This window comes from Amycolatopsis sp. NPDC059021, from assembly GCF_042739895.1.
GTDB lineage: Bacteria > Actinomycetota > Actinomycetes > Mycobacteriales > Pseudonocardiaceae > Amycolatopsis.
This window is the reverse complement of sequence record NZ_JBHYIQ010000089.1, coordinates 20,042-42,620: the sequence shown is the minus strand read 5'-3', so window position 1 is coordinate 42,620 and position 22,579 is coordinate 20,042. Positions and strand designations below refer to the sequence as shown.

Sequence of the window (22,579 nt, the reverse complement as noted above, 5' to 3'; positions counted from 1 at the left end):
TCTCACGCCTCCTGGTCCGGGCGGGGGGGGGGGCGTTGTGCGTGTTTTGGGTGGGGGGGGGGGCGGGGCGCGCCCCCGCCCCCCCCCGGCCGCCGCGGCGACCACCGCGACCGCCCCGTCCTCGGTGAACCTGGCCAAGAAGGGCAAGGTGAAGGTCGACGCCAAACTCGACAAGGGCAAGGTCAAGAAGGGCGAAAAGGTCAAGCTCACCGGCAAGCTCGGCGTCGAGGCACCGGGCGGGCTGGACGCCATCACCACCGACGAGCCGCTGATCGTTCAGCAGCAGGTCAGCGCGGGAGCGTGGATCGACATCGCGACGTCGTCCTGCCGTCCCAACGGCGGCTTCAGCCTGAGCCTGAGCTTCAACGTCAGCGCGTCGCTCTCGCTGCGGGTCTACCACCCCGAGACGACCATCTACGCGAGCGCGTACTCCAGCGTGTTCGCGCTCGTGGTGATCTAGCTCAGGAACGCGAGAACGCGGTACGCATCCATTGCACCGCAAGGCAGATCGTCGCGATCCAGGCGACGATCATGCCGATCCCCGGTCCCCCACCGGTCGCGCCGCTGGCGTGCGAGGACTGCTGCGACCAGATGGCCAGCAGCCCGTCCACCGAGGCGAACCAGCCACCCGCGGCACACACCCAGGACAGCCACCAGCGCCGGGTCGCCAGCGTCAGCGCGGAGGCGAACACCCCGAACGCGGTCGAGGTCGCGGCGAACAGCTGCGGGACACCGCCGCCGTGCCCGACCAGCACCTCCCAGCCGACGACCCCGCCGACCCACGGCAGGATCTGGCCGATCAGCAGCACGAACACGAACAACGAGATGGTGAAGCCGCGACGGCCCAGCTCGACCGTCCGCGCCGCACGCGCACCGACCTGATCGATCTCGGCGGCCAGTTCCTTCATTTCGGCGGACGATTCGCCGTCCTGCTCGGTCATCACAACGCACATCCGCTCGCCGCGGCGGGCTGGGGCGCCGGGGCACCGAAGCCCGGCAGTCCCAGCGTCACGCCGGTGGTTTTCGGCCGTTTCCCGGCCTCGGAGTTGTCCCCCGCCCTGGTCCGCCGGTGGCTGAGCACGTCACCGTCGGCGACCAGGTGATGCGGAGCGCCGTAGGTCACCACGGTCTCCACGACGTCGCCGGGCCGCACCGCGCGGTCGACCGCGGGGCCCGCCGGCGTGAAGTGCACCAGCCTGCCGTCGCGGGCGCGCCCGCTCATCCGGTGGGTCTCGGCGTCCTTGCGCCCCTCGCCCTGTGCCACCAGCAGTTCGACCGTGCGGCCGACCAGCTTGGTGTTCTCCTCCCAGGCGATCGCGTTCTGCAGCTCGACGAGGCGGTCGTAGCGCTCCTGCACTACCTCTTTCGGCAGCTGGTCCGCCATCGTCGCGGCGGGCGTGCCCGGCCGCTTCGAGTACTGGAAGGTGAACGCGCTGGAGAACCGCGACTCGCGCACGACGTCCAAAGTGGCCTGGAAGTCCTCTTCGGTCTCGCCGGGGAAGCCGACGATGATGTCGGTGGTGATGGCGGCGTCGGGCATCGCTTCGCGCACCCGCTCCAGGATCTTCAGGTACCGCGCCGACCGGTAGGAGCGCTTCATCTCGCGCAGCACCCGGTCCGAGCCGGACTGCAGCGGCATGTGCAGCTGGTGGCAGACGTTCGGGGTCTCGGCCATCGCGTCGATCACGTCGTCGGTGAACGCGGCCGGATGCGGCGAGGTGAACCGCACGCGCTCGAGCCCCTCGACGCCGCCGCAGGCCCGCAGCAGCTTGCCGAACGCCAGCCTGTCCCCGAATTCGACGCCGTAGGAGTTGACGTTCTGCCCGAGCAGCGTCACCTCCAGCACGCCCTCGGCGACGAGCGCCTCGACCTCGGCGAGCACCTCACCGGGGCGGCGGTCGCGTTCCTTGCCCCGCAGCGCCGGGACGATGCAGAAGGTGCAGGTGTTGTTGCAGCCCACCGAAACGGACACCCAGCCCGAGTAGGCGGAATCGCGGCGCGCGGGCAGCGTGGAGGGGAAGGTCTCCAGCGCCTCGACGATCTCGACCTCGGCCTTGGCGTTGTGCCGGGCCCGCTCCAGCAACGCCGGCAGCGAGCCGATGTTGTGCGTGCCGAACACGACGTCCACCCACGGGGCGCGTTCGACGATCTCGCCGCGGTCCTTCTGCGCGAGGCAGCCGCCGACGGCGATCTGCAGGTCCGGGTTCGCCGTCTTGCGCGGCCGGAGGTGGCCGAGGGTGCCGTAGAGCTTGTTGTCCGCGTTCTCCCGGACCGCGCAGGTGTTGAACACGATCAGGTCGGGCTCACCGTCGGCGCTCGCGGGCACGTAACCGGCCTCTTCGAGCTGCCCGGCGAGCCGCTCCGAGTCGTGCACGTTCATCTGGCAGCCGAAGGTACGGATCTGGTAAGTACGCGCGCTCATCTCGATGTCGAGGGTACGCGGGGGGCTGGAGGGGGAGTGGGCGTACCCTGGCGAAGCCCCCTGCCCACTCCCCCGACCGGGCGCGGGTGTCCCGCACCACACTGGTCTGGCACGATCCACCCTGTGGTGGCGACGCGACGTAGGCGCACGGTGACGGCGATGGTGACGGCCGTGCTCGCCTGCTGCGCGCTGCTGACCGGCTGCGGACCGGACTTCGACGGGCTGCCCCGGCTGCGCATCGCCGCGGGCAACACCGGCGGCGTCTACGACCAGCTGGCCCAGCCGCTGGCGACGGCGTGGGCGCGCGACCTCGGCATCGAGCGGCCGGAGGTCCAGCAGACCGGCGGTTCGCCGGAGAACGTCGACCGGCTCCTGGCGGGCAAGGCCGACGTCGCGTTCGCGGCCGCGGACGTCGCCGCGGACCGGGCCGCGAAGAACCCGGACCGGCTCTGCACCCTCGCCCGGATCCACGACGACTACCTGCACGTCGTGGTCCGCGCCGATTCGGCGATCCGGTCGGTGGCGGACCTGCGCGGGCACCGGATCGCGGTCGGCTCGCCGGAATCCGGCGTCGCCTACATCGCCAACCGGCTGCTCGAGGTCGCCGGGCTGAGCACCGACAACGTCCGGCAGCTCGGCCTCACCGCCTCCCTCGACGCGCTCGTGCGCGGCGACATCGACGCGTTCTTCTGGTCCGGTGGCCTGCCGACCCCGGCGATCGCCCGGCGGACGCAGACGGCCGGGCTCCGGCTGCTCGACATCGCGGGCCTGCTGCCGCCGATGCACGAACGCAGCGCCGTGTACGGCACCGCGACGATCCCGGCCACCACCTACAACCAGCAGGGCCCGGTGACCACCCTGGTGGTGCCGAACTTCCTGGTGGTGCCCTCGTCGATGTCCGGCGACGTCGCCAAGGCACTCGTCCGCAGCCTGTTCGACGCCCGGTCGCAGCTGGCGGAAGCGAACTCCGCCGCGTTGTCGATCGACGTGCACCCCGGCATCGAGACCGCGCCGCTGCCCCTGCATCCCGGCGCGCTGCGGTACTACCGCGATCTCAAGCCCTGACCGGTTTCCCGCGCCGCTGAACCAAAGGACGTCTTCGGTGCGCTCAGTGCCAATGCCAAGAGCTTGGGGCGAACGGATGCCGGATCACGGCCTGCGTCCACAAAGGACTCCCGCGCTGGTAAGACCACCGTACCCGAACGACCCCGTCACGACCTGCACGAACGCGGCTCACTCACGCCTGGCCGCACCCGTTGAGTTCCTCGGTGGGTGGCAGGAAGCAAGTTGCCGGATTCGAAGATGCCGACAAAGGCAACCAATCGGGCGGTCCGGCCAGCTTACGTCCTTTATGAACGGTACCGGGATCTCAGGCATCACTGCTCAAGATCCTGGCACCGGCGAGCAGTGCGACAAGGGCGTCCCGCAGTGCATCCAACGCGCCCAGGACGTCCCTCGGCTTACGGCACCGGTGACGCCTCACCGGAGTACCGGCTTTCCAGTGACATGAGGAAAAGCATGCTCGCGGCGGGGAAATCTCGGAGCACCGAGGCGACAGGCAGCACGGGGCGGACCGCGAACCCGGCGGTTTCGGCCAGCCGCGCCAGCCGCCGCCCGATCGTCGCGTTGCGCACCATGTGCCCGCACACGAACCGGGTGAACGCGCCCGTGGTCTCCGCGTTGCCGGGATCGGCGACGTGCCCCCAGTCAAGCAGCGATCGGGAAGGTCATCGAGACACGCAGGCCGCCACCCTCGGGCAGGTCCAGCTTCAGCTCGCCGTTCGACAGCGCGACGATCTCGTTCACGATCGCCAGCCCGAGTCCCGATCCGGGGACGTTCTGGTGGGCGCTGCTGCGCCAGAACCGGTCCAGTGCCCGTTCGAGTTCGTCGGGCCGCAGGCCGGGTCCGTGGTCGCGGACGGCGAGCGTGACGCGCTCTCCGTCCCGTCGCACGGAAACCCGGACTTCGGTGCCGGGCGCGGTGAACTTGAGCGCGTTGTCCAGCAGCGCGTCGAGCACGACTTCGACCCCGCGCGGCGGGACGAGGACGCGGAGCGCTTCGCCCGTGCTCTCCGTTTCGAGCCGGACGTCCCTGGCGGCGGCGACCACGGACCAGTCGGCGGCCCGGTCCTCGACGGCCTCGTCGACCACTACCGGGACCAGCTCGCCGCCGGAGGCCTCCGCCCTGGCCATCGACAGCAGCCCGTCCAGGATCTGGTGCAGCCGCCCGGCGTCCACGACGGCGGCCTCCAGATCGGCGGCGGCCGGCTCGTCGTCCACGTGGCCGTCGAGGTTGCCGAGCCGGATCTTCAACGCTGTCAACGGGTTCCGCAGCTGATGCGAGGCGTCGGCGACGAAGGCGCGTTGCGCGGCCAGCGCCTCCGACACACTCGCGGCCATCCGGTCGAACGAGCGGCCGAGCTGCCGCAGTTCCGGCGGGCCGCCGCTTTCCCCGACCGGCGGAGCGTCCCGGCCGCTGACCACAGCGGCGACCAGTTCGCCGGTCGCCTCGTCCAGCCGGTGCACCGGACGCAGGATCCACCGCACGACCGGGATCGCGACCAGCAGGGCCAGGCCGAACGCGAGCGCGCCGCCCGCGACGAGCAGCAGCCACAGCCAGACGACCTTGGTGCGGGCGCGATCGGTGGCCGACACCGTGACGACGGCGCCGCGTACCTCCCCGTCGATGAGGATCGGCTCGGAAAGCACCAGCGGCGCGGCCTTCCACGGGGTCAGCAGGTCGCCGAGCTCGGCCCGCCGCCCGGCGAGCGCGTCGTGGACCGGACCGGAAACGGCGCCGGAATCGGCGGGGCGGCCGCCGAGCGAACTGGCCACGGACTGACCGTCCTGGTTGAACACCAGCACCTGGACGCCGTAGACCTCGGTGTAGCGCCGCAACTGCGGTTCGAGCTGGCTGGGCCGGTTCTCCAGCAGCGGCCGCTGCGCGAGCGAGGCGAACCGCGAGGTGTCGGTCAGCCGGTCGAGGAACAACTCCTGCTGCACGCTGGCCGCGCTGCTCAGCGCCAGCGGGATGCCGAGTCCGAACACGAGCAGCGCGACGAGCGTCAGCACGATGCCCTGCAGCCGGACCCGCATCCGCTCAGCCCCGTCCCGCGCCGAGCCGGTAGCCGACGCCCCGGACGGTCTCGATCAGGGCGGGCCTGCCGAGCTTGGTGCGCAGCGTCGCGACGTGGACGTCGAGGGAGCGGCTCTCCGCGGGACCGCGGTGCCCCCACACCTCGGTCAGCACGTGCTCGCGCGAGCACACCGCGCCGCGGGCCCCGACCACCAGCGCGAGCACCTGGAACTCCTTGCGGGACAAGGCGACCGGCTCCCCGGCCACGAGCACCTCGTGCCGGGCGAGGTCGACGCTGACGTCGCCGAGCTCCACGACGCCGCCAGGGCCGGGCTCGCCGCGACGGCGCCGGACCGCCTCCACACGGGCGAGCAGCTCTTCGACGTCGTAGGGCTTGACCAGGTAGTCGTCGGCGCCGGCGCGGAGGCCCTGGATCCGGTCGTCGACCTCGCCGCGCGCGGACACCACGATCACCGCGACGTCGCTGACGGCGCGGATCCGGCGGCACAGCACCACGCCGTCGACGTCGGGCAGCCCGAGGTCGAGCAGGACGACGTCGACGTCGGCCACCCGATCGAGTACTCCCGCGCCGGAAGCGAGCCGCGTGATCGCCAGCCCGCGCCGGGTCAGCGCCGGCATGAGCGCGCCCGCGACCCGGTCGTCGTCCTCAACGAGCAGCACCCGCACCCGCCGACCTCCCTGCTACTCCGCCCGGTGGTAGCCGGAAACTCTAGTCTGAGGCGTGACGGGCCTACACTCGCGCAGCCGCTCGTCACGCCGATCGGGTGCGGGTGTCCCGCAAGACCCGGACGTGCCCCGTTCCGGGGCCGCGCGGGCCACCCACACGGTCACGCCCAGTGACCAGCCGGTTGTGACCCCGGTAACGCGCCCCCCTGTCCCCGACTAGGCTGAGCAGCGTCGGACGTGGAAGCGCGAGTTCGGGCAACGGCGGCTATCGATACGCACTTGAAACCCTAAGTATTGCTCAAGCCGTCTTTACAAAGCGCCCGGCGGCGGTAGGTTTCCGCCAACGCGTGGTGATCCATGCCGCACTACCGGGACGACGGACTAACTCTGGAGGCCAGATGACCACGGAGGTGGCGACGCCGATGATCAAGGCGGCCGCCGTGAACAAGTACTTCGGCGATCTGCACGTGCTCCGGGAGATCAATCTCGAGGTTCCGCGCGGCCAGGTCGTCGTCGTGCTCGGGCCGTCCGGGTCGGGCAAGTCGACGCTGTGCCGGGCCATCAACCGGCTGGAGCCGATCAACTCCGGCGAGATCGCCGTGGACGGCGTGCCGCTGCCCGCGGAGGGCAAGGCCCTCGCGGCGCTGCGCGCCGACGTCGGCATGGTCTTCCAGTCGTTCAACCTGTTCGCGCACAAGACGATCGTCGAGAACGTCATGCTCGCGCCGGTGAAGGTCCGCAAGACGAACCAGGCCGAAGCACGCAAGACGGCAATGGAACTGCTCGACCGCGTCGGCATCGCCAACCAGGCGGACAAGTACCCGGCGCAGCTTTCGGGCGGTCAGCAGCAGCGGGTGGCGATCGCCCGCGCGCTGGCGATGCGGCCCAAGGTGATGCTGTTCGACGAGCCGACCTCGGCGCTGGACCCGGAAATGGTCCAGGAGGTGCTCGACGTGATGACCGGGCTCGCCAAGGACGGGATGACCATGCTCGTGGTCACCCACGAAATGGGCTTCGCCCGCCGCGCCGCGAACCGCGTGCTCTTCATGGCGGACGGCGAGATCGTCGAGGACACCACCCCGGAAGAGTTCTTCACCAAGCCGAAGAGCGACCGGGCGAAGGACTTCCTCGGCAAGATCCTGACCCACTAGCACCCTGTCGCGGCGCGCTCGTGCCGTGTCGACCAGAGATACAGGAGAGAGTTACATGAGGATCCGCGCCCTCACGGCGGTAGCGCTCGTCGGCGGTCTTGGTCTCACCCTGGCCGCCTGCGGCAAGGAAGGCACGCCCGCCTCGCCGGGCGGCTCCGCCGCGGCGCTGCCGGCCTACACCGTCGCGCAGAACGTCGACGTCGCCGGTTCGCCGGTCTTCGCGAAGATCAAGGCCGCGGGCGCGCTGACCGTCGGCGCCAAGGACGACCAGCCCGGTCTCGGCAGCAAGGACGCCACCACCGGCAAGTTCGCCGGCTTCGACATCGAGATCGCGAAGCTGGTCTCCGCGGGTCTCGGCGTCGACCCGGAGAAGATCACCTTCAAGACGGTCGACTCCGGTGCGCGCGAGCAGGCGATCGCCAACGGCGACGTCAACTACTACGTCGGCACGTACACGATCAGCGACAAGCGCAAGCAGCAGGTCGGCTTCGCGGGCCCGTACTACCAGGCGGGCCAGGATCTGCTGGTGCGCAAGGACGACAGCTCGATCACCGGCCAGGAGACGTTGAAGGGCAAGAAGGTCTGCTCGGTCACCGGGTCCACCCCGATCCAGCGGGTCCGCGACCAGAAGCTCACCGAGCCCGGCGGCAGCATCGTCGAGTTCCAGAAGTACTCGCAGTGCGTGGAGAAGCTGCTGTCCAAGGAGGTCGACGCGGTCACCACCGACGACGCCATCCTCAAGGGCTTCGCCTCGCAGGACCCGGAGAAGCTCAAGGTCGTCGGCAAGACGTTCTCGAAGGAGCCCTACGGCATCGGCCTGAACAAGGACGACAAGGCGCTGCGCGACAAGATCGACGACATCCTCCAGAAGGCCATCGACGACGGCACCTGGAAGAAGATCTACGACGCCACCCTCGGCAAGTCCGGCTCCGCCGCGACCCCGCCCGCCATCGAACGTTACTGATCTCTTTCGCGGCCGGTGGACCTCGCACGGTTCACCGGCCGCACCACGTCCAACGCCCACCACAACCGTCGGTCACAGCAGCGGGGAAGGCTCCATGAACGTCCTGCTCGACAACCTGGATCTCTACGGTCCCTTCTTTCTCACCACCATCGAGCTGTTCGCGCTGGCCGCGGTCGGCAGCCTGATCCTGGGCACGATCCTCGCCATGCTGCGGGTCAGCCCGGTGCCGGTGTTCCGGGGTATGGGCACCACCTACGTCACGGTGGTCCGCAACACGCCGCTGACGCTCGTGTTCGCGTTCTTCGTCTTCGCCTATCCCCTGCTGGAAATCGTCAAGCTGAGCTTCTTCACCGCCGCGGTGGTGGCGCTGACGCTGTACACCTCGGCGTTCATCTGCGAGGTCGTGCGCTCGGGCATCAACACCGTCCCGGTCGGCCAGGCCGAGGCGGGACGCGCGCTGGGGCTGACGTTCGGCCAGATCCTGGGCACGGTGATCCTGCCGCAGGCGCTGCGCTCGGTGGTGCCGCCGCTGATCAGCACCCTGATCGCGTTGTTGAAGAACACCACCATCGCGGCCGGTTTCTCGGTCGCCGAAGCCGGCGCGATCCGGCAGTACCTCTCCGAGCGGGGTGAGAACCAGTTGGTCGGTCTGCTGTGGATCGCGCTCGGGTTCATCATCCTGGTCGCCGTCCTGTCCCTGATCCAGCGGAGCCTGGAGAAGCGCTGGAGCGTGGCGCGATGAGCGAAGCTTGCGAGCGAATCATGGAAATCATGCGCCAAAAGGAATCCAACACTGTCTCGCGGAGCGAGGCGATCGCATGAGTAACGTTCTGTTCGACGTCCCCGGGCCGAAGGCCAGGACACGGCACCGGCTCTACACCGTCATCGGCGTTCTGGTGATCGTGGCGCTGATCGGGTTCGTGGTGTACCGGTTCGCCGACACCGGCCAGTTCGACGGCCGCAAGTGGGAGTGGCTGGAGTACACGAAGGTCCAGGAGGATCTGCTCACCGCCGTTGGCTGGACGCTGAAGGCGTTCGCGCTGGCCGCTGTGCTCGCGATCGTGTTCGGCGCGGTGTTCGCCGCCGGGCGGCTGTCCGACCACGCCTGGATCCGCGGGATCTGTACCTTCGTGGTCGAGTTCTTCCGCGCGATCCCGGCGCTGATCCTGATGTTCCTGTTCTACTACGGGCTTCCGGTGCTCGGCGTGCCGATGACGCCGTTCCTCGGTGTCGTGCTCGGCCTGACGCTGTACAACGGATCCGTGCTCGCCGAGGTGTTCCGCGCGGGCATCCAGTCGCTCCCGAAGGGACAGAGCGAAGCCGCGTACGCGCTGGGCATGCGCAAGACCCAGGTGATGTTCACCGTCCTGCTGCCGCAGGCGCTGCGCGCGATGCTGCCGACAATCATCAGCCAGCTGGTGGTGCTGCTCAAGGACACCGCGCTGGGCTTCATCATCACGTTCCAGGAACTGCTGTACTACGCGCGCTATATCGGCACGCAGGGCGAGTTCGGCCGCCCGATCGTGCCGGCGACGATCGTCGCGACCGTCATCTACGTCGCGATGTGCCTGCTGCTGACCGCGCTCGCCACGTACCTGGAGCGGCGCAACCGGCGCAGCAAGAAGCACATCGAGACGGACAACAAGGCCGAGCAGGTCGTCCTCACCAATGACGCGGGTACCGTCTGACCCTCGCGCTCTCCTGGTGCCCCGTTGCCTCCGGCAGCGGGGCATCAGTGTTTTTCCCACTGCCCGGACGGGCCGATCCGCCACTCGCACCTGTCGCCGCGCGGACCGGATCGCTAGCGTCGGAGCCGGATCCCACGCGGGAGGAGCGGCCGGATGCCGGACCAGTACGACGTCCTCAACGCGCGTTACGAAGAAGTCAAACGCATCCCGATCGGACTCGCCGAAACGGCCACCGTGCTCGCCGCGGTGCCCGATCCCGCCGGGAAGTCGATGCTCGACATCGGCTGTGGGACGGGGTTCTATCCCCGGTTGTTCCGCCGGTCGGGGGCGAGCCGCGTGGTCGGGGTCGACGCGTCGCGGGAGATGATCGCGCACGCGCAGCGTCTGGAAGAGCGGGACCCGTTCGGGATCTCGTACGAAGTGCACGACGCGCTGGCGCTGCCGGTGATCGGCGCGTTCGACATCGTCACCTCGGTCTGGCTGCTCGGCTACGCGGCGAGCGAAGCGGAGCTCGACACCATGCTCGCCAGGATGACCGCGAACCTGCGTCCCGACGGGACACTCGTGGTGCTGTTCCCCAACCCCGAAGCAGACTGGGAAACCCTCGCGGAGTACGCGCGGTACGGCCTGCACGTCGTCGCCCACGGCGAGTCGAACGGCCGGACCCGGACCACCGTGCACGTCGACACCGATCCGCCGTTCGAGTTCGAATCCTTCTTCTGGCCGCCCGGTGTGGTCGAAGCCGCGCTCGGCCGGGCGGGGCTGACCGGCCTGCGGCGACAGCCCGTGACGGTGCCGCCCGCCGCCGCGGCCGAGCGCGGCGAACAGTTCTGGCGGACAGTGCGGGAAATGCCGACCTTCGCCGTCTACCGCGGGGTCCGGGGCTAGAACCGGAGGTGCTGGCCGAGAAAGAAGGCCGCGCGATCCAGCGCCTGGTCCGCCTCGTCCAGCACACCGGTGAAGGACTGGAACACGTGAGGCACGTCGGCGACGACGTCGAGGATCACGTCCACCCCAGCCTCGCGGGCGCGCGCGGCCAGGCGCGTGGAGTCGTCCAGGATCATCTCGTTCGTCCCCACCTGCAGTAGCAGGGGCGGGAAGCCGGTGAGGTCGGCGAACACCGCCGGGCTGAGCAAAGGATGGCGCGGGTCCTGGCCCGCGAGGTACATCGCCCCGGTGTGCGCCATGCCTTCCCTGGTGAGCAACGGGTCGGCGTCCGCCTTGGTTTCCATGCTCTCGCCGGTCCTGGTCTGGTCCAGGCCCGGGGAGAACGCCACGATCGCGGCGGGCAGGGGCAGCCCGGCGTCCCGCGCGGCGAGGCAGGTGGAGACGCACAGGCCGCCCCCGGCGGAGTCACCGGCGAACGCGATGGCCGCGGGATCCACGCCGCCGTCGAGCAGGGCGCGGTAGGCGTTCAGGCAGTCGTCGACCGCGGCCGGGAACGGATGCTCGGGCGCCAGCCGGTAGTCCACCGAGAACGCCGTGTACCCGGACCGGACCACCAGGCTCCCCGTCAGCGACATCGCCGTGTCGGGCGAGCCGTACACGAAACCGCCGCCGTGGAAGTACAGGATGGTCCCGGCCGCGCCCTCGGCGGGCGGTTCGACGCGCACCGCGGGCCGGTCGCCGAGCGTCGTGGCGGTGACCCGGATCCCCTCCGGGACGGCCATCCCCGCCATCAGCGCCCGAAACCCGGCGCGGATCTCCTCCACCGAGCGCGGACCTTCCGGCCGGGGCTGCCGCAGCATCGCGTCGATCTTCGCCCGCTGTTCCCTGCTCATTCCCGCTCCTCCCGAAGTATATTCCGGTACAGTATATGCCATGGCATCTAAATCCGGCGACGAGCGCACCGGCCTCCCCGGTTTCTTCGCCGACCTCGTGCGCTGCGAAACGCGGCTCTACAACGACCTCAACGACCGCCTTCGCGCCCGGCACGGGATCGTCACCTCGCAGTTCGAGTTCCTGCGTTACCTCCGTGACCACCCGGGCTGCCGGGTGGCCGACGTGGCGGGCGAGTTCGCCGTCGGGATCGGCGCGACCAGCAAGGGGATCGACCGACTGGAGAAGCAGGGGTGGGCCGCCCGGCAGCCGAATCCGGCGGACCGCCGGTCCTCGCTGCTCGCACTGACCGGCGAGGGCGCGAAGCTGACCGACGCGGCGGAGCGCACCTTCACCGCGCGGCTGACCGAACTGCTCGGGGACGTCCCGGGCCCGGCCGTGGCAGAGGTGTTCTCGCGACTGCGTGCCGCGCTGGAACGCGACCGGATCGGTATGCCGACAGGCTGACTCCCTACGCCGCGTCGTCGTCCCCGCGAAGGCGCAGGACGACGGAGACCGTCACGATCAGCGCCAGCGCGAGGGTGAGCGCGGCCCAGGTCGCGACGTGCAGCTGGAGCAGTCCGCCGGCGAAGGCGCCGAGCAGGATGGCGCCGATGACCGTCAGCTTCCGGCCGGGCCGGGATCCCTTGCCACCGGCCGGTTTCGCGTCGGCGGCGAGCGCGGTGACGGTCCGGGTGAACACCGTCGTCTGCAGATCGGCCAGCCCGATCTCCCGTGCCGCCGCGTTCTGCAGTCCCATCGCGAACCCGAGCAGCACGATGAGTACCTCGGCGACGGGACGGCCGGAGTTGCCGAAGATCGCCGAGACCACCACGGCCAGCGTCACCGGGACGGCCTGGAGCATCGTGGCCCGCCGCAGCAGCACCCGGCCGTGTGCCCGCCGCGAAAGCCGTCCGCCGGTGAACGCGCCGACGAGGAACGCCGCGATCGCCGTGAGCGAGGGCAGGATCGAATGGCCGATCTGCCCGGCCGCGGCGAAGCCGAAGAACACGAGGTTCCCGGTCATGTTCGCGACGAAGACGTCACCGAGGCCGAGAAAACTGACCGCGTCGACGACGCCGCTCACCACGGTCAGGGCCAGCAGCAGGACGACGAGGTCACGGGGCTCGGCGGGCTCTTCGGCTTCGGCGGGGTTCGTTCCTGGCACCCGTGCAGTACAACATCATCCGGCGCCGATCTCCCGCCGGGCGGTGTGCACCGTTCACTTGTCCCGGCGGAAGAGCTTGTTGCCCAGCCACACGATCGGATCGTATTTGCGGTCGGCCACGCGTTCCTTCATCGGGATGAGCGCGTTGTCGGTGATGTGGATGCCTTCCGGGCACACGTCACTGCAGCACTTGGTGATGTTGCAGTAACCGAGCCCGTGCTCCTCCTGCGCCGCGTCCCGCCGGTCGGCGACGTCGAGCGGATGCATCTCCAGCTCCGCGATCCGCATCAGGTACCGGGGCCCGGCGAAGGCCTCCTTGTTCTCCTCATGATCCCGCACCACGTGGCAGGTGTTCTGGCAGAGGAAGCACTCGATGCACTTGCGGAACTCCTGCGAACGCTCGACGTCGACCTGCTTCATCCGGTACTCCCCCGGCTTCAGGTCGGCGGGCGGCGTGAACGACGGGATCTCGCGGGCCTTGGTGTAGTTGAACGACACGTCGGTCACCAGGTCCCGGATCACCGGGAACGTCCGCATCGGCGTCACCGTGATCACCTCGTCCTCGGTGAACGTCGACATCCGCGTCATGCACAGCAGCCGCGGTTTGCCGTTGATCTCCGCCGAGCACGAACCGCATTTGCCCGCCTTGCAGTTCCAGCGCACCGCGAGGTCGGAGGCCTGGGTGGCCTGCAGGCGGTGGATGATGTCGAGGACGACCTCGCCCTCGTTCACCTCCACGGTGAAGTCCTGCAGTTCCCCACCGTCCGCGTCGCCACGCCAGACCCGGAAGCTCGCCTTGTAGCTCACGCCTGCCTCCCGGGGTGCTCTTGGAGTTCCTCGTCGGTGTAGTACTTCCCGAGCTCGCCGAACTCGAACAGTTCCAGCAGGTCCTGGCGCAACGGCAGCTGCGGCTGCACGACGACCTCGACGTCGGGCACCACCGGATTCTCCCCCGGCACCGCGGAACAGACCAGGAGCTTGTTGCGCCACTGCGGATCCATACCCGGATGGTCGTCGCGGGTGTGGCCGCCGCGGCTTTCGGTGCGCAACAGCGCGGCCCGCGCGACGCATTCGCTGACCAGCAGCATGTTCCGCAGGTCGACGGCCAGATGCCAGCCGGGGTTGAACTGCCGGTGCCCCTCGACGGTGACCCGGCCGATGCGCTGGCGGATCTCGGCGAGCTTGGCCAGCGCCTGCTCGATCTCCCCCGCCTTGCGGATGATCCCGACCAGGTCGTTCATCGACTGCTGCAGCTCGGTGTGCAGGCTGTACGGGTTCTCCATCTGCCCTTCGGCGGGCGGGTCGAACGGGGCCAGCGCCGTCTTCGCCGCTTCGTCCACATCGGACTGTTTCACCGCTGGCCGCGCGGCCAGCCCGTCCACATAGGACGCGGCGCCGAGTCCGGCCCGGCGCCCGAACACCAGCAGATCCGACAGCGAGTTGCCGCCGAGCCGGTTCGAACCGTGCATCCCGCCCGAGCATTCGCCCGCCGCGAAAAGCCCCGGCACGCTCGCCGCCGCGGTGTCCGGGTCGACCTCGATCCCGCCCATCACGTAGTGGCAGGTCGGCCCGACCTCCATCGCCTCCTTGGTGATGTCGACGTCGGCGAGTTCCTTGAACTGGTGGTACATCGACGGCAGCCGCTTGCGGATCTCCTCGGCGGGCAGCCTGCTCGCGATGTCGAGGAACACGCCGCCGTGCGGGGAACCGCGGTCCGCCTTGACCTCGGAGTTGATCGCGCGGGCGACCTCGTCGCGGGGCAGCAGGTCCGGGGTGCGGCGGTTGTTGTCCGCGTCGGTGTACCAGCGGTCGGCTTCCTCCTCGCTGTCCGCGTACTGGCCCTTGAACACCTCGGGCACGTACTCGAACATGAACCGCTTGCCCTCGGAGTTCTTGAGCACGCCGCCGTCGCCGCGCACGCCCTCGGTGACGAGGATGCCCTTCACGCTCGGCGGCCAGACCATCCCGGTGGGGTGGAACTGGACGAACTCCATGTTGATCAGCTTCGCGCCCGCGCGCAGCGCCAGCGCGTGCCCGTCGCCGGTGTACTCCCAGGAATTCGACGTCACCTTGAAGGACTTGCCGATCCCGCCGGTCGCGAGCACCACCGCCGGCGCCTCGAACAGGATGAACCGGCCGCTCTCGCGCCAGTAGCCGAACGCCCCGGCGATCCTGCCGTCGTCGGTCAGCAGTTCGGTGACGGTGCATTCGGCGAAGACCTTGATCCGCGCCTCGTAGTCGCCGTGCTCCTTGAAATCCTCCTGTTGCAGCGAAACGATCTTCTGCTGCATCGTGCGGATCAGCTCGAGCCCGGTGCGGTCGCCGACGTGCGCGAGCCGCGGGTAGGTGTGCCCGCCGAAGTTGCGCTGGCTGATCCGCCCGTCCGCGGTGCGGTCGAACAGCGCGCCGTAGGTCTCCAGCTCCCAGACCCGGTCCGGTGCCTCCTTGGCGTGCAGCTCGGCCATCCGCCAGTTGTTGAGGAACTTCCCGCCACGCATGGTGTCGCGGAAGTGGACCTGCCAGTTGTCGTTGGGGTTCGCGTTGCCCATCGACGCCGCGCAGCCGCCCTCGGCCATCACGGTGTGCGCCTTGCCGAACAGGGATTTGCACACCACCGCGACGCTGAAACCCCGCTCCCGCGCTTCGATCACCGCGCGCAGACCGGCGCCACCGGCACCGATCACCACCACGTCGTAGCTGTGCCGTTCGACCTCGGTCATGTAAGTGAGCCACCTCGGGGGACTGGACGCCGTTGTCTTGTCTGGGGATTCTTCCGCGTCAGTTGACGAAACGCAGGTCGGCGATCGCGCCGCTCGCCACGAGCATCACGTAGAAGTCGGTCAGCACGAGCGTGCCGAGCGTCGTCCACGCGAGCGTCATGTGGCGCGTGTTCAGCTTCGTCACCTGGGTCCAGATCCAGTACCGGACCGGATGCCGGGAGAAGTGCTTCAGCCGCCCGCCGGTGACGTGTCTGCACGAATGGCAGGACAGCGTGTACGCCCACAGCAGGATCACGTTGCCGAGCAGGATGATGTTGCCGAGACCGAAACCGAACCCGCCGGTCTTCCCGTGGAAGGCCGTGATCGCGTCGTAGGTGTTGACCAGCGAGACGATCACCGCGACGTAGAAGAAGTAGCGGTGCACGTTCTGGATGATCAGCGGCAGCCGCGTCTCGCCGGTGTATTTGGCGTGCGGCTCCGCCACCGCGCAGGCGGGCGGGGAGAACCACACCGAGCGGTAGTAGGCCTTGCGGTAGTAGTAGCAGGTGAGCCGGAAGCCGAGCAGGAACGGCAGTACGAGGAAGCCGAGCGGGATCCAGCCCGGCAGTTCCCCGAACCAGTGGCCGAAATGGCTCGACCCCTCCACGCACGACGTCGAGACGCACGGCGAGTAGAAGGGCGTCAGGTAGTGGTACTCCGGCACCCAGTACGCCGTGCGCACGAACGCGCGGACCGTCGCGTAGACGATGAAGGTGGCCAGCCCCAGCACGGTGAGCAGGGGCGAGAGCCACCACCGGTCGGTGCGCAGCGTCCTGTCGGCGATCGAGGCGCGCGAGGACGAGCGGACACCGACGCCGTCACGGGCGGGGGCGCTCACCGCTGGTCGCGCTTGTAGCCACCGACGCCTTCGTCGTCGGCGCCGTGCCACAGCGCCGGATCGTAGGGCGTATCGGGAACGGGGACGCGTTCGACGGGTTTCGCCTGTGCGGGCACGGGAACCTGGGCGCCGTCGAGGTCCGCGCTGTCGATGTCGAGCCGTTCGACGTCGTTGGCCAGGCGGCGGACCGCCGAAGCGTCGCCGTAACGGGAGCGCAGCGCGCCGACGCACTGCCGCAACTGACCGATCGTTCGCCGGAGTTCGGCGAGCTCTGTGGTGGACATCGGTAGCCTCCCGGGTTCGGTGGGCCGACAGAGCCGGAGGCGATCAACTCGCCATCACCCGACTCTGCCGCGTGTTGTGCAGTGTGACAAGTAGCACACTAGCCAAACAGGACGTGATCGGGGTCACGCCTGGCGTTCTTCTGTATCGATTTTGATCCGGCGTTCCTCCCGGGGTACTGTGGCCACTGTCACGACCCAGAGGCGCCAGCGCTGCCGTCCCGCGGACCACGTCCACCACCAGTGATCCGGAGCCGGACATGAGCTCTCCCCGCCGTCCCCTCAACGACACCGTCGCCGAAGTCACCCGGCGCATCGCCGGGCGCAGCGCGGCGACCCGCTCCGCCTATCTCGACCGGATGGCCGCTGCCCACCAGGAGGGGCCGGTGCGCCGCGGCCTCGCGTGCAGCAACCTCGCGCACGGCTTCGCCGCGATGGACGGTGTCGACAAGGAGGCATTGCGCGCGGCGCGGGCGCCCGGCGTGGCGATCGTGTCCTCCTACAACGACCTGCTCTCGGCGCACCAGCCGCTGCAGGACTACCCGGCCTGGCTGAAGAAGTCGGTGCGGCGCGCGGGCGGCGTCGCCCAGTTCGCCGGCGGCGTGCCCGCGATGTGCGACGGGATCACCCAGGGCCGCGCCGGGATGGAGCTGTCGCTGTTCAGCCGCGAGGTGATCGCGATGGCGACGGCGATCGCGCTCTCGCACGACATGTTCGACGCGGCGCTGCTGCTCGGCGTGTGCGACAAGATCGTGCCGGGCCTGCTGGCGGGCGCGCTGGCGTTCGGCCATCTCCCGGCGGTGCTCGTGCCCGCCGGGCCGATGAACTCCGGGCTGCCCAACAAGGAAAAGGCCCGCGTACGCCAGCTCTACGCCGAAGGCCGCGCGACGCGTGAAGATCTGCTCGACGCCGAAGCCGCGTCGTACCACTCGGCGGGTACCTGCACCTTCTACGGCACCGCGAACTCGAACCAGATGGTCGTCGAGGTGATGGGCCTGCACCTGCCCGGTGCGAGCTTCGTGCAGCCGAACACGCCGCTCCGGCAAGCGCTTACCGAAGAGGCCGGACGCCGCGTCGTCGCCTTGTCGCGCGGTGCGTCGTACACGCCGATTTCCCGGGTGCTGGACGAAAAGGCGTTCGTCAATGGCCTGATCGCGCTGCTGGCCACCGGCGGTTCGACCAACCACACCCTGCACCTGGTCTCGGTGGCCGCGGCCGCGGGGATCCAGCTCACCTGGGACGACTTCGCCGACCTGTCCGCGGTGGTCCCGCTGCTGGCGCGGGTGTATCCGAACGGCAGCGCGGACATCAACCACTTCCACGCCGCCGGCGGGATCCAGTTCCTCGTCGGCACGCTGCTCGACGCCGGGCTGCTGCACGAAGACGTGCACACCGTCGCCGGGTTCGGGCTGCACCGCTACCGGCAGGAGCCGATCCTTTCCGACGGCGAACTGGTGTGGCGCGACGTGCCGACGCGCAGTCTCGACGAGGAGGTGCTGCGCCCGGCCTGGCGTCCCTTCGCCGCCGACGGCGGGCTGCGGATGGTCGAGGGCAATCTCGGGCGGGCGGTGATCAAGGTGTCCGCGGTGGCGCCCGAGCACCGGATCGTCCAGGCCCCGGCGCGGGTGTTCACCGACCAGGCGGCGTTAAAGACCGCGTTCGAAGCGGGCGAACTGGATCGCGACGTCGTCGTCGTGATCCGGCAGCAGGGACCGCGGGCGAACGGGATGCCGGAACTGCACGGGCTCACTCCCGCGCTCGGGGTACTGATGGATCGCGGGTACCAGGTCGCGCTGCTCACCGACGGGCGGATGTCGGGAGCGTCGGGGAAAATCCCGGCGGCGATCCAGGTGACGCCGGAAGCGGCGGCGGGCGGGCCGATCGCCCGCATCGCCGACGGCGACGTCGTCCGGCTCGACGCCCGTGCGGGAACGCTGGACGTGCTGGTGGCCGAGGACGAGTTCGCGGCACGGGACCTGGTCGACGCGCCGCCGTCGGAGGCGTCGTGGGTGGGCACCGGCCGGGAGCTGTTCGGCGCGCTGCGCCGCGCCGTCGGCCCCGCCGACCAGGGCGCGAGTGTGTTCGGGCCGCTCACCCCGGAGCACTTCGGCATGCCGTCCCCCGCCGGTGTCCCGTCGTAGCGTCCCGGGATCGGCGACGAGGCAAGATAGGCGGCGCGTCCCTGTCCTGGACGCGCCCGAGAACGCGAAAGTGGAGGTTGGTCACGTGACCACCGGTGCGGACCTGCTCGACCTGTCCCCCGTGATGCCCGTCGTGGTGATCGACGACGTCTCGGACGCCGTGCCCACCGCGCGGGCGTTGCTGGCGGGCGGGATCGGGGTGATCGAGCTGACCCTGCGCACCCCGGTGGCGCTCGCCGCGATCGAACGTGTCGCGGCCGAGGTGCCGGAGATCGTCATCGGCGCGGGCACGGTCACTTCGCCGGCGCAGGCGAAGGAAGCCGCCGACGCGGGCGCGAAATTCCTCGTCACCCCGGGCACCACCGACGCGGTGCTGGAGGCCGCCTTCGCGACCGGGCTGCCGTTCCTGCCCGGGGCGAGCACGGTGTCCGAGGCGATGCGGCTGGCCGAACGCGGGCTGACCGCGCTGAAGTTCTTCCCCGCGGAGGCCAGCGGCGGTGTCGCGTACCTGAAGTCGATCGCCGGCCCGCTGCCCGGACTGCGGTTCTGCCCGACCGGCGGCATCACCGTCGCGACCGCGCCGGACTATCTGGCGCTGCCGAACGTCGGCTGCATCGGCGGCTCGTGGCTCACCCCGAAAAAGTCCTTGGCGGACAAGGATTTCGCGACGGTGGAGCGGCTCGCCGCCGAGGCAGCCACACTCGCCCGCTAGCCAGGTGGGCGTCGCCGCGGGGCATAAGCGTCGAAGGACGCTATCGCGTGCGAGTCACCGACTTCGAGGCATCCCAATGCTGTGAAGGCCTCCTTCACGACGTTCAGCGCCGTGAAGGAGTCCTTCACGGCACAGAGCGCCCCGAACGGACCGTTCGGGGCGTTGCGGGAACGTGCGGCCCTCTGGGGTGCGTGTTGTTCAAGGGCTCGTGGTGACGTGGGGGCTCCGCGCGACGATCAGTGTCGCGAACGGAGCGTACGAGACGTTCACCGTCTCCAACGGCACGTTCAGGACACCGCCGCCGACCGGTGGAGCCAGGGTTAACGTCCGCAAGGGAGCATCCGAGACATAACGACTCGCCGCGCCGCGCGCCCGTCGCGGCGATCCGCTGTGTCCTGGCTCGAACAACCGACCTGCCGGGTACGCGAAACCTGTTCCCGGATCAGCTGCCCTGGCCTATCGGAGTGGCCGGTCAGTCCGGGACGGCGTCGTCGAGCATGCTCGTCTCCGCGCCGTACTCGCGGAGTTCGTCCCGGATCACCGTGTAGGCCAGCCCCTGCGGGTATCCCTTGCGGGCGAGGAACCCGAGGAGCCTGCGGATCGCGGTCTGCTCGTCGACGTTGCCCAGCGAGCCGAGCCGTTTGCGGACCAGTTCCCTGGCGCGTTCCTCCTCGCTTTCCCTGTCGACTCCCTCCGCCGCCTGCGCGGCGATCTCGCCGTCGACGCCCTTGCGCCGGAGCTCTGCCACCAACGCGGTGCGGGAGAGGCCCTGGTTCGCGTGCCGGTTCTTCACCCATGATTCGGCGAATTCGGCGTCGTTGACCAGCCCCGCCCGATCGAGCTTGCCGAGCAGGGTCTCGCTGGTCTCCTCGTCGAACCCCTTGCGCTTCAGCGCCTGCCGGAGTTCCTCCTGGGTCCGGGGACGGGCGGCCAGGAGATCGAAACAGATCTCCTTGGCCTTCTTCCGCCGCTCCTCAGGCGCCAGCTCCATCGGATCCACTTTGGACACCCGACCCACGAAACTCGTTCCTCTCACAACGCCAAACTCAGCCCTGAGGCAGGGTGACTCGGCTCGTCAACGCAACCACCGCCGGGGGTCCAGGGGGCTTGCCTCCTGGCAGGGGTTTGGGGGTTCGACCCCCAAAGGACACAGCGAGGGGACCCGGCGAGCGCTCGCCGCGAGCAGGGTCCGCCCACCCCGAGCGCTCTCCGCGAGCACACCTCGCCTCATCCCCGAACCTCAGAAGTCCACTGGCGCAGGCACCGCTTCGGCTTCGGCGTCGAGCTGCGGGCCGATGCCGAGCTTCTCCTTGATCCGCTTCTCGATCTCGTTGGCGATGTCCGGGTTCTCCCGCAGGAACCGGCGGGCGTTCTCCTTGCCCTGGCCGAGCTGGTCGCCCTCGTAGGTGTACCAGGCGCCGGACTTGCGTACGATGCCCTGGTCGACGCCCATGTCGATGAGCGAGCCTTCGCGGGAGACGCCGACGCCGTAGAGGATGTCGAACTCGGCCTGCTTGAAGGGCGGGGCGACCTTGTTCTTGACGACCTTGACGCGGGTGCGGTTACCGACGGCCTCGCCGCCGTCCTTGAGGGTCTCGATGCGGCGGACGTCGAGCCGGACCGAGGCGTAGAACTTCAGCGCCTTACCACCGGTGGTGGTCTCCGGGGAGCCGAACATGACGCCGACCTTCTCGCGGAGCTGGTTGATGAAGATCGCGGTGGTGCCGGAGTTGGAGAGCGCACCGGTGATCTTCCGCAGCGCCTGGCTCATCAGCCGGGCCTGGAGGCCGACGTGCGAATCGCCCATCTCGCCTTCGATCTCGGCGCGGGGCACGAGCGCGGCCACGGAGTCGATGACCAGGATGTCCAGCGCGCCGGAGCGGATCAGCATGTCCGCGATCTCGAGCGCCTGCTCACCGGTGTCCGGCTGGGAGACGAGCAGCGCGTCGGTGTCCACGCCGAGTGCCTTGGCGTACTCCGGGTCGAGCGCGTGCTCGGCGTCGATGAACGCCGCGATACCGCCGTTGCGCTGGGCGTTCGCCACCGCGTGCAGGGCGACGGTGGTCTTACCGGAGGATTCCGGGCCGTAGATCTCGATGACCCGGCCGCGGGGCAGCCCGCCGATGCCGAGGGCGACGTCGAGGGCGATCGCACCGGTGGGGATCACGGCGATGGGCGGACGGGTGTCCTCGCCGAGGCGCATGACGGAGCCCTTGCCGTACTGCTTGTCGATCTGCGCAAGGGCAAGCTCGAGCGCCTTGTCCTTGTCGGGTGCTGCTGGTGCCATGAAGTCCACCTCGCTGGTTGGAGCCTGTGGGGCTGTTCGGTTCTGCTGTCGGGTCCGACACTACGAGCGGGGACCGACAATTCCCGGCGCGGCGCCCGATCTGTGGATCGCTGGCCCCGTTGTGGACAACACCCTAGACGAACACGTGTTCGAGGTCGGCAGCGACACACCCTTCGGCTGGGATTTTTCGCCCGCTTCGGGGCGCCGGGCCGGATAGCCGCAGGTCAGTCCCGTCTCAGCGCCGCTCGGGCGGGACGTCGAAGGCCGCGCAGACCTCCCGCCAGATCTCCTTGGCCGGGGTCCCCGCGGCCAGCGCCTGTTCGACGGTCCGGCCGCCGAGCCCGCTGAACACGTGGTCCTTGGACAGGATCTCGGCGCGGCCCGACCCGAACTCCTCGGCCATCAGCCGCCGGAAAACCGTGATACGCATCGGCTCGATCCTAGGCGCAGCCCCGGTACCTCCCCGGAGCGCCCCAACGAGATTTTCTCGGTAGGTGCGGGGTGCGGCTTTGCTGGTGGGCGCTTCCCAGCGCGGTGAAGGCCTCCTTCACGGCGTTGAGCGCTGTGAAGGTGTCCTTCACGGCATG

At 69.5% G+C, this 22,579-nt stretch carries 24 protein-coding genes; 10 read left to right on the top strand and 14 right to left on the bottom strand.

Going from position 1 to position 22,579, the window contains the following annotated elements; genetic code table 11:
* Positions 1–124 precede the first annotated feature (124 nt).
* Positions 125–460, top strand: coding sequence for a hypothetical protein (locus tag ACFWX1_RS36890; RefSeq protein ID WP_378394444.1), 336 nt, complete (start codon positions 125–127; stop codon positions 458–460).
* A gap of 1 nt (position 461) precedes the next feature.
* Here ACFWX1_RS36890 and ACFWX1_RS36885 read toward each other — a convergent pair whose 3' ends face one another.
* On the bottom strand, positions 462–941 hold the full coding sequence (locus tag ACFWX1_RS36885) for a hypothetical protein (protein ID WP_378394443.1): 480 nt from the start codon (positions 939–941) through the stop codon (positions 462–464).
* Positions 941–2,422 (bottom strand): tRNA (N6-isopentenyl adenosine(37)-C2)-methylthiotransferase MiaB, encoded by a 1,482-nt coding sequence (gene miaB, locus ACFWX1_RS36880; protein ID WP_378394442.1) that lies wholly within the window; start codon positions 2,420–2,422, stop codon positions 941–943. Before miaB ends, ACFWX1_RS36885 begins: the two co-directional genes overlap by 1 nt.
* A gap of 150 nt (positions 2,423–2,572) precedes the next feature.
* Between miaB and ACFWX1_RS36875 the strand changes: the two genes are divergently transcribed.
* Entirely contained in the window at positions 2,573–3,487 is a 915-nt protein-coding gene (locus tag ACFWX1_RS36875) for a TAXI family TRAP transporter solute-binding subunit (protein WP_378394450.1), read from the top strand.
* A gap of 395 nt (positions 3,488–3,882) precedes the next feature.
* Here the strand turns inward: ACFWX1_RS36875 and ACFWX1_RS36870 are convergent, their stop codons facing one another.
* From ACFWX1_RS36870 to ACFWX1_RS36860, 3 genes are all read right to left on the bottom strand, one after another.
* Positions 3,883–4,059: a hypothetical protein gene (locus tag ACFWX1_RS36870; protein ID WP_378394441.1), complete on the bottom strand. Its 177-nt coding sequence runs from the start codon at positions 4,057–4,059 to the stop codon at positions 3,883–3,885.
* Between the two features lie 70 nt (positions 4,060–4,129).
* Entirely contained in the window at positions 4,130–5,518 is a 1,389-nt protein-coding gene (locus tag ACFWX1_RS36865) for a sensor histidine kinase (protein WP_378394440.1), read from the bottom strand.
* 4 nt (positions 5,519–5,522) lie between these two features.
* Complete coding sequence (locus ACFWX1_RS36860) at positions 5,523–6,185, bottom strand: response regulator transcription factor (RefSeq protein WP_378394439.1); 663 nt, start codon at positions 6,183–6,185, stop codon at positions 5,523–5,525.
* Positions 6,186–6,607: 422 nt separating this feature from the next.
* Here ACFWX1_RS36860 and ACFWX1_RS36855 point away from each other — a divergent pair, with 422 nt between their 5' ends.
* The 5 genes from ACFWX1_RS36855 to ACFWX1_RS36835 all read left to right on the top strand — a co-directional run bounded on the left by ACFWX1_RS36855 (position 6,608) and on the right by ACFWX1_RS36835 (position 10,876).
* Positions 6,608–7,336 carry an amino acid ABC transporter ATP-binding protein gene (locus ACFWX1_RS36855; protein ID WP_378394449.1) on the top strand — a complete coding sequence of 243 codons (729 nt, stop codon included), beginning with the start codon at positions 6,608–6,610 and terminating at the stop codon, positions 7,334–7,336.
* 55 nt (positions 7,337–7,391) lie between these two features.
* A complete protein-coding gene (locus ACFWX1_RS36850; RefSeq protein ID WP_378394438.1) occupies positions 7,392–8,300 on the top strand; it encodes a transporter substrate-binding domain-containing protein in 909 nt (302 codons plus the stop codon).
* A 94-nt stretch (positions 8,301–8,394) separates the two neighbouring features.
* The gene (locus ACFWX1_RS36845; RefSeq protein WP_378394436.1) at positions 8,395–9,042 is read left to right on the top strand and encodes an amino acid ABC transporter permease; all 648 of its coding nucleotides are present in this window, start codon (positions 8,395–8,397) and stop codon (positions 9,040–9,042) included.
* Between the two features lie 76 nt (positions 9,043–9,118).
* Positions 9,119–9,988 (top strand): amino acid ABC transporter permease, encoded by an 870-nt coding sequence (locus ACFWX1_RS36840; RefSeq protein ID WP_378394435.1) that lies wholly within the window; start codon positions 9,119–9,121, stop codon positions 9,986–9,988.
* Positions 9,989–10,141: 153 nt separating this feature from the next.
* Positions 10,142–10,876: a class I SAM-dependent methyltransferase gene (locus ACFWX1_RS36835; RefSeq protein WP_378394434.1), complete on the top strand. Its 735-nt coding sequence runs from the start codon at positions 10,142–10,144 to the stop codon at positions 10,874–10,876.
* On the opposite strand, the gene ACFWX1_RS36830 is transcribed toward ACFWX1_RS36835, so the two are convergent.
* Positions 10,873–11,769, bottom strand: a complete 897-nt coding sequence (locus ACFWX1_RS36830) for an alpha/beta hydrolase (protein ID WP_378394433.1) — start codon at positions 11,767–11,769, stop codon at positions 10,873–10,875. The genes ACFWX1_RS36835 and ACFWX1_RS36830 overlap by 4 nt on opposite strands.
* Positions 11,770–11,809: 40 nt before the next feature.
* Between ACFWX1_RS36830 and ACFWX1_RS36825 the strand changes: the two genes are divergently transcribed.
* The gene (locus ACFWX1_RS36825) at positions 11,810–12,274 is read left to right on the top strand and encodes a MarR family winged helix-turn-helix transcriptional regulator (protein ID WP_378394432.1); all 465 of its coding nucleotides are present in this window, start codon (positions 11,810–11,812) and stop codon (positions 12,272–12,274) included.
* A 4-nt stretch (positions 12,275–12,278) separates the two neighbouring features.
* Here ACFWX1_RS36825 and ACFWX1_RS36820 read toward each other — a convergent pair whose 3' ends face one another.
* Genes ACFWX1_RS36820 through ACFWX1_RS36800 form a run of 5 tightly spaced genes read right to left on the bottom strand, consistent with a single transcriptional unit; the run spans position 12,279 to position 16,855 of the window.
* Positions 12,279–12,974: a YoaK family protein gene (locus tag ACFWX1_RS36820; RefSeq protein WP_378394431.1), complete on the bottom strand. Its 696-nt coding sequence runs from the start codon at positions 12,972–12,974 to the stop codon at positions 12,279–12,281.
* Positions 12,975–13,028: 54 nt separating this feature from the next.
* Positions 13,029–13,781, bottom strand: a complete 753-nt coding sequence (locus tag ACFWX1_RS36815; RefSeq protein WP_378394430.1) for a succinate dehydrogenase/fumarate reductase iron-sulfur subunit — start codon at positions 13,779–13,781, stop codon at positions 13,029–13,031.
* Entirely contained in the window at positions 13,778–15,694 is a 1,917-nt protein-coding gene (locus tag ACFWX1_RS36810; RefSeq protein WP_378394429.1) for a fumarate reductase/succinate dehydrogenase flavoprotein subunit, read from the bottom strand. The genes ACFWX1_RS36815 and ACFWX1_RS36810 overlap by 4 nt, the downstream gene beginning before the upstream one ends.
* Before the next feature lie 58 nt (positions 15,695–15,752).
* The gene (locus ACFWX1_RS36805; protein ID WP_378394428.1) at positions 15,753–16,571 is read right to left on the bottom strand and encodes a hypothetical protein; all 819 of its coding nucleotides are present in this window, start codon (positions 16,569–16,571) and stop codon (positions 15,753–15,755) included.
* Positions 16,568–16,855, bottom strand: coding sequence for a hypothetical protein (locus ACFWX1_RS36800; RefSeq protein ID WP_378394427.1), 288 nt, complete (start codon positions 16,853–16,855; stop codon positions 16,568–16,570). The genes ACFWX1_RS36805 and ACFWX1_RS36800 overlap by 4 nt, the downstream gene beginning before the upstream one ends.
* A gap of 257 nt (positions 16,856–17,112) precedes the next feature.
* On the opposite strand from ACFWX1_RS36800, the gene edd reads away from it, so the two are divergent.
* Complete coding sequence (gene edd / locus ACFWX1_RS36795; RefSeq protein ID WP_378394426.1) at positions 17,113–18,993, top strand: phosphogluconate dehydratase; 1,881 nt, start codon at positions 17,113–17,115, stop codon at positions 18,991–18,993.
* Between the two features lie 85 nt (positions 18,994–19,078).
* Complete coding sequence (gene eda, locus ACFWX1_RS36790; protein WP_378394425.1) at positions 19,079–19,705, top strand: bifunctional 4-hydroxy-2-oxoglutarate aldolase/2-dehydro-3-deoxy-phosphogluconate aldolase; 627 nt, start codon at positions 19,079–19,081, stop codon at positions 19,703–19,705.
* A gap of 472 nt (positions 19,706–20,177) precedes the next feature.
* Here eda and ACFWX1_RS36785 read toward each other — a convergent pair whose 3' ends face one another.
* The 3 genes from ACFWX1_RS36785 to ACFWX1_RS36775 all read right to left on the bottom strand — a co-directional run bounded on the left by ACFWX1_RS36785 (position 20,178) and on the right by ACFWX1_RS36775 (position 22,422).
* Complete coding sequence (locus ACFWX1_RS36785) at positions 20,178–20,705, bottom strand: regulatory protein RecX (protein WP_378394448.1); 528 nt, start codon at positions 20,703–20,705, stop codon at positions 20,178–20,180.
* 240 nt (positions 20,706–20,945) lie between these two features.
* Positions 20,946–21,992 (bottom strand): recombinase RecA, encoded by a 1,047-nt coding sequence (recA, locus tag ACFWX1_RS36780; RefSeq protein WP_378326474.1) that lies wholly within the window; start codon positions 21,990–21,992, stop codon positions 20,946–20,948.
* Positions 21,993–22,227: 235 nt separating this feature from the next.
* Complete coding sequence (locus tag ACFWX1_RS36775; protein WP_378394424.1) at positions 22,228–22,422, bottom strand: DUF3046 domain-containing protein; 195 nt, start codon at positions 22,420–22,422, stop codon at positions 22,228–22,230.
* Positions 22,423–22,579: the final 157 nt, after the last annotated feature.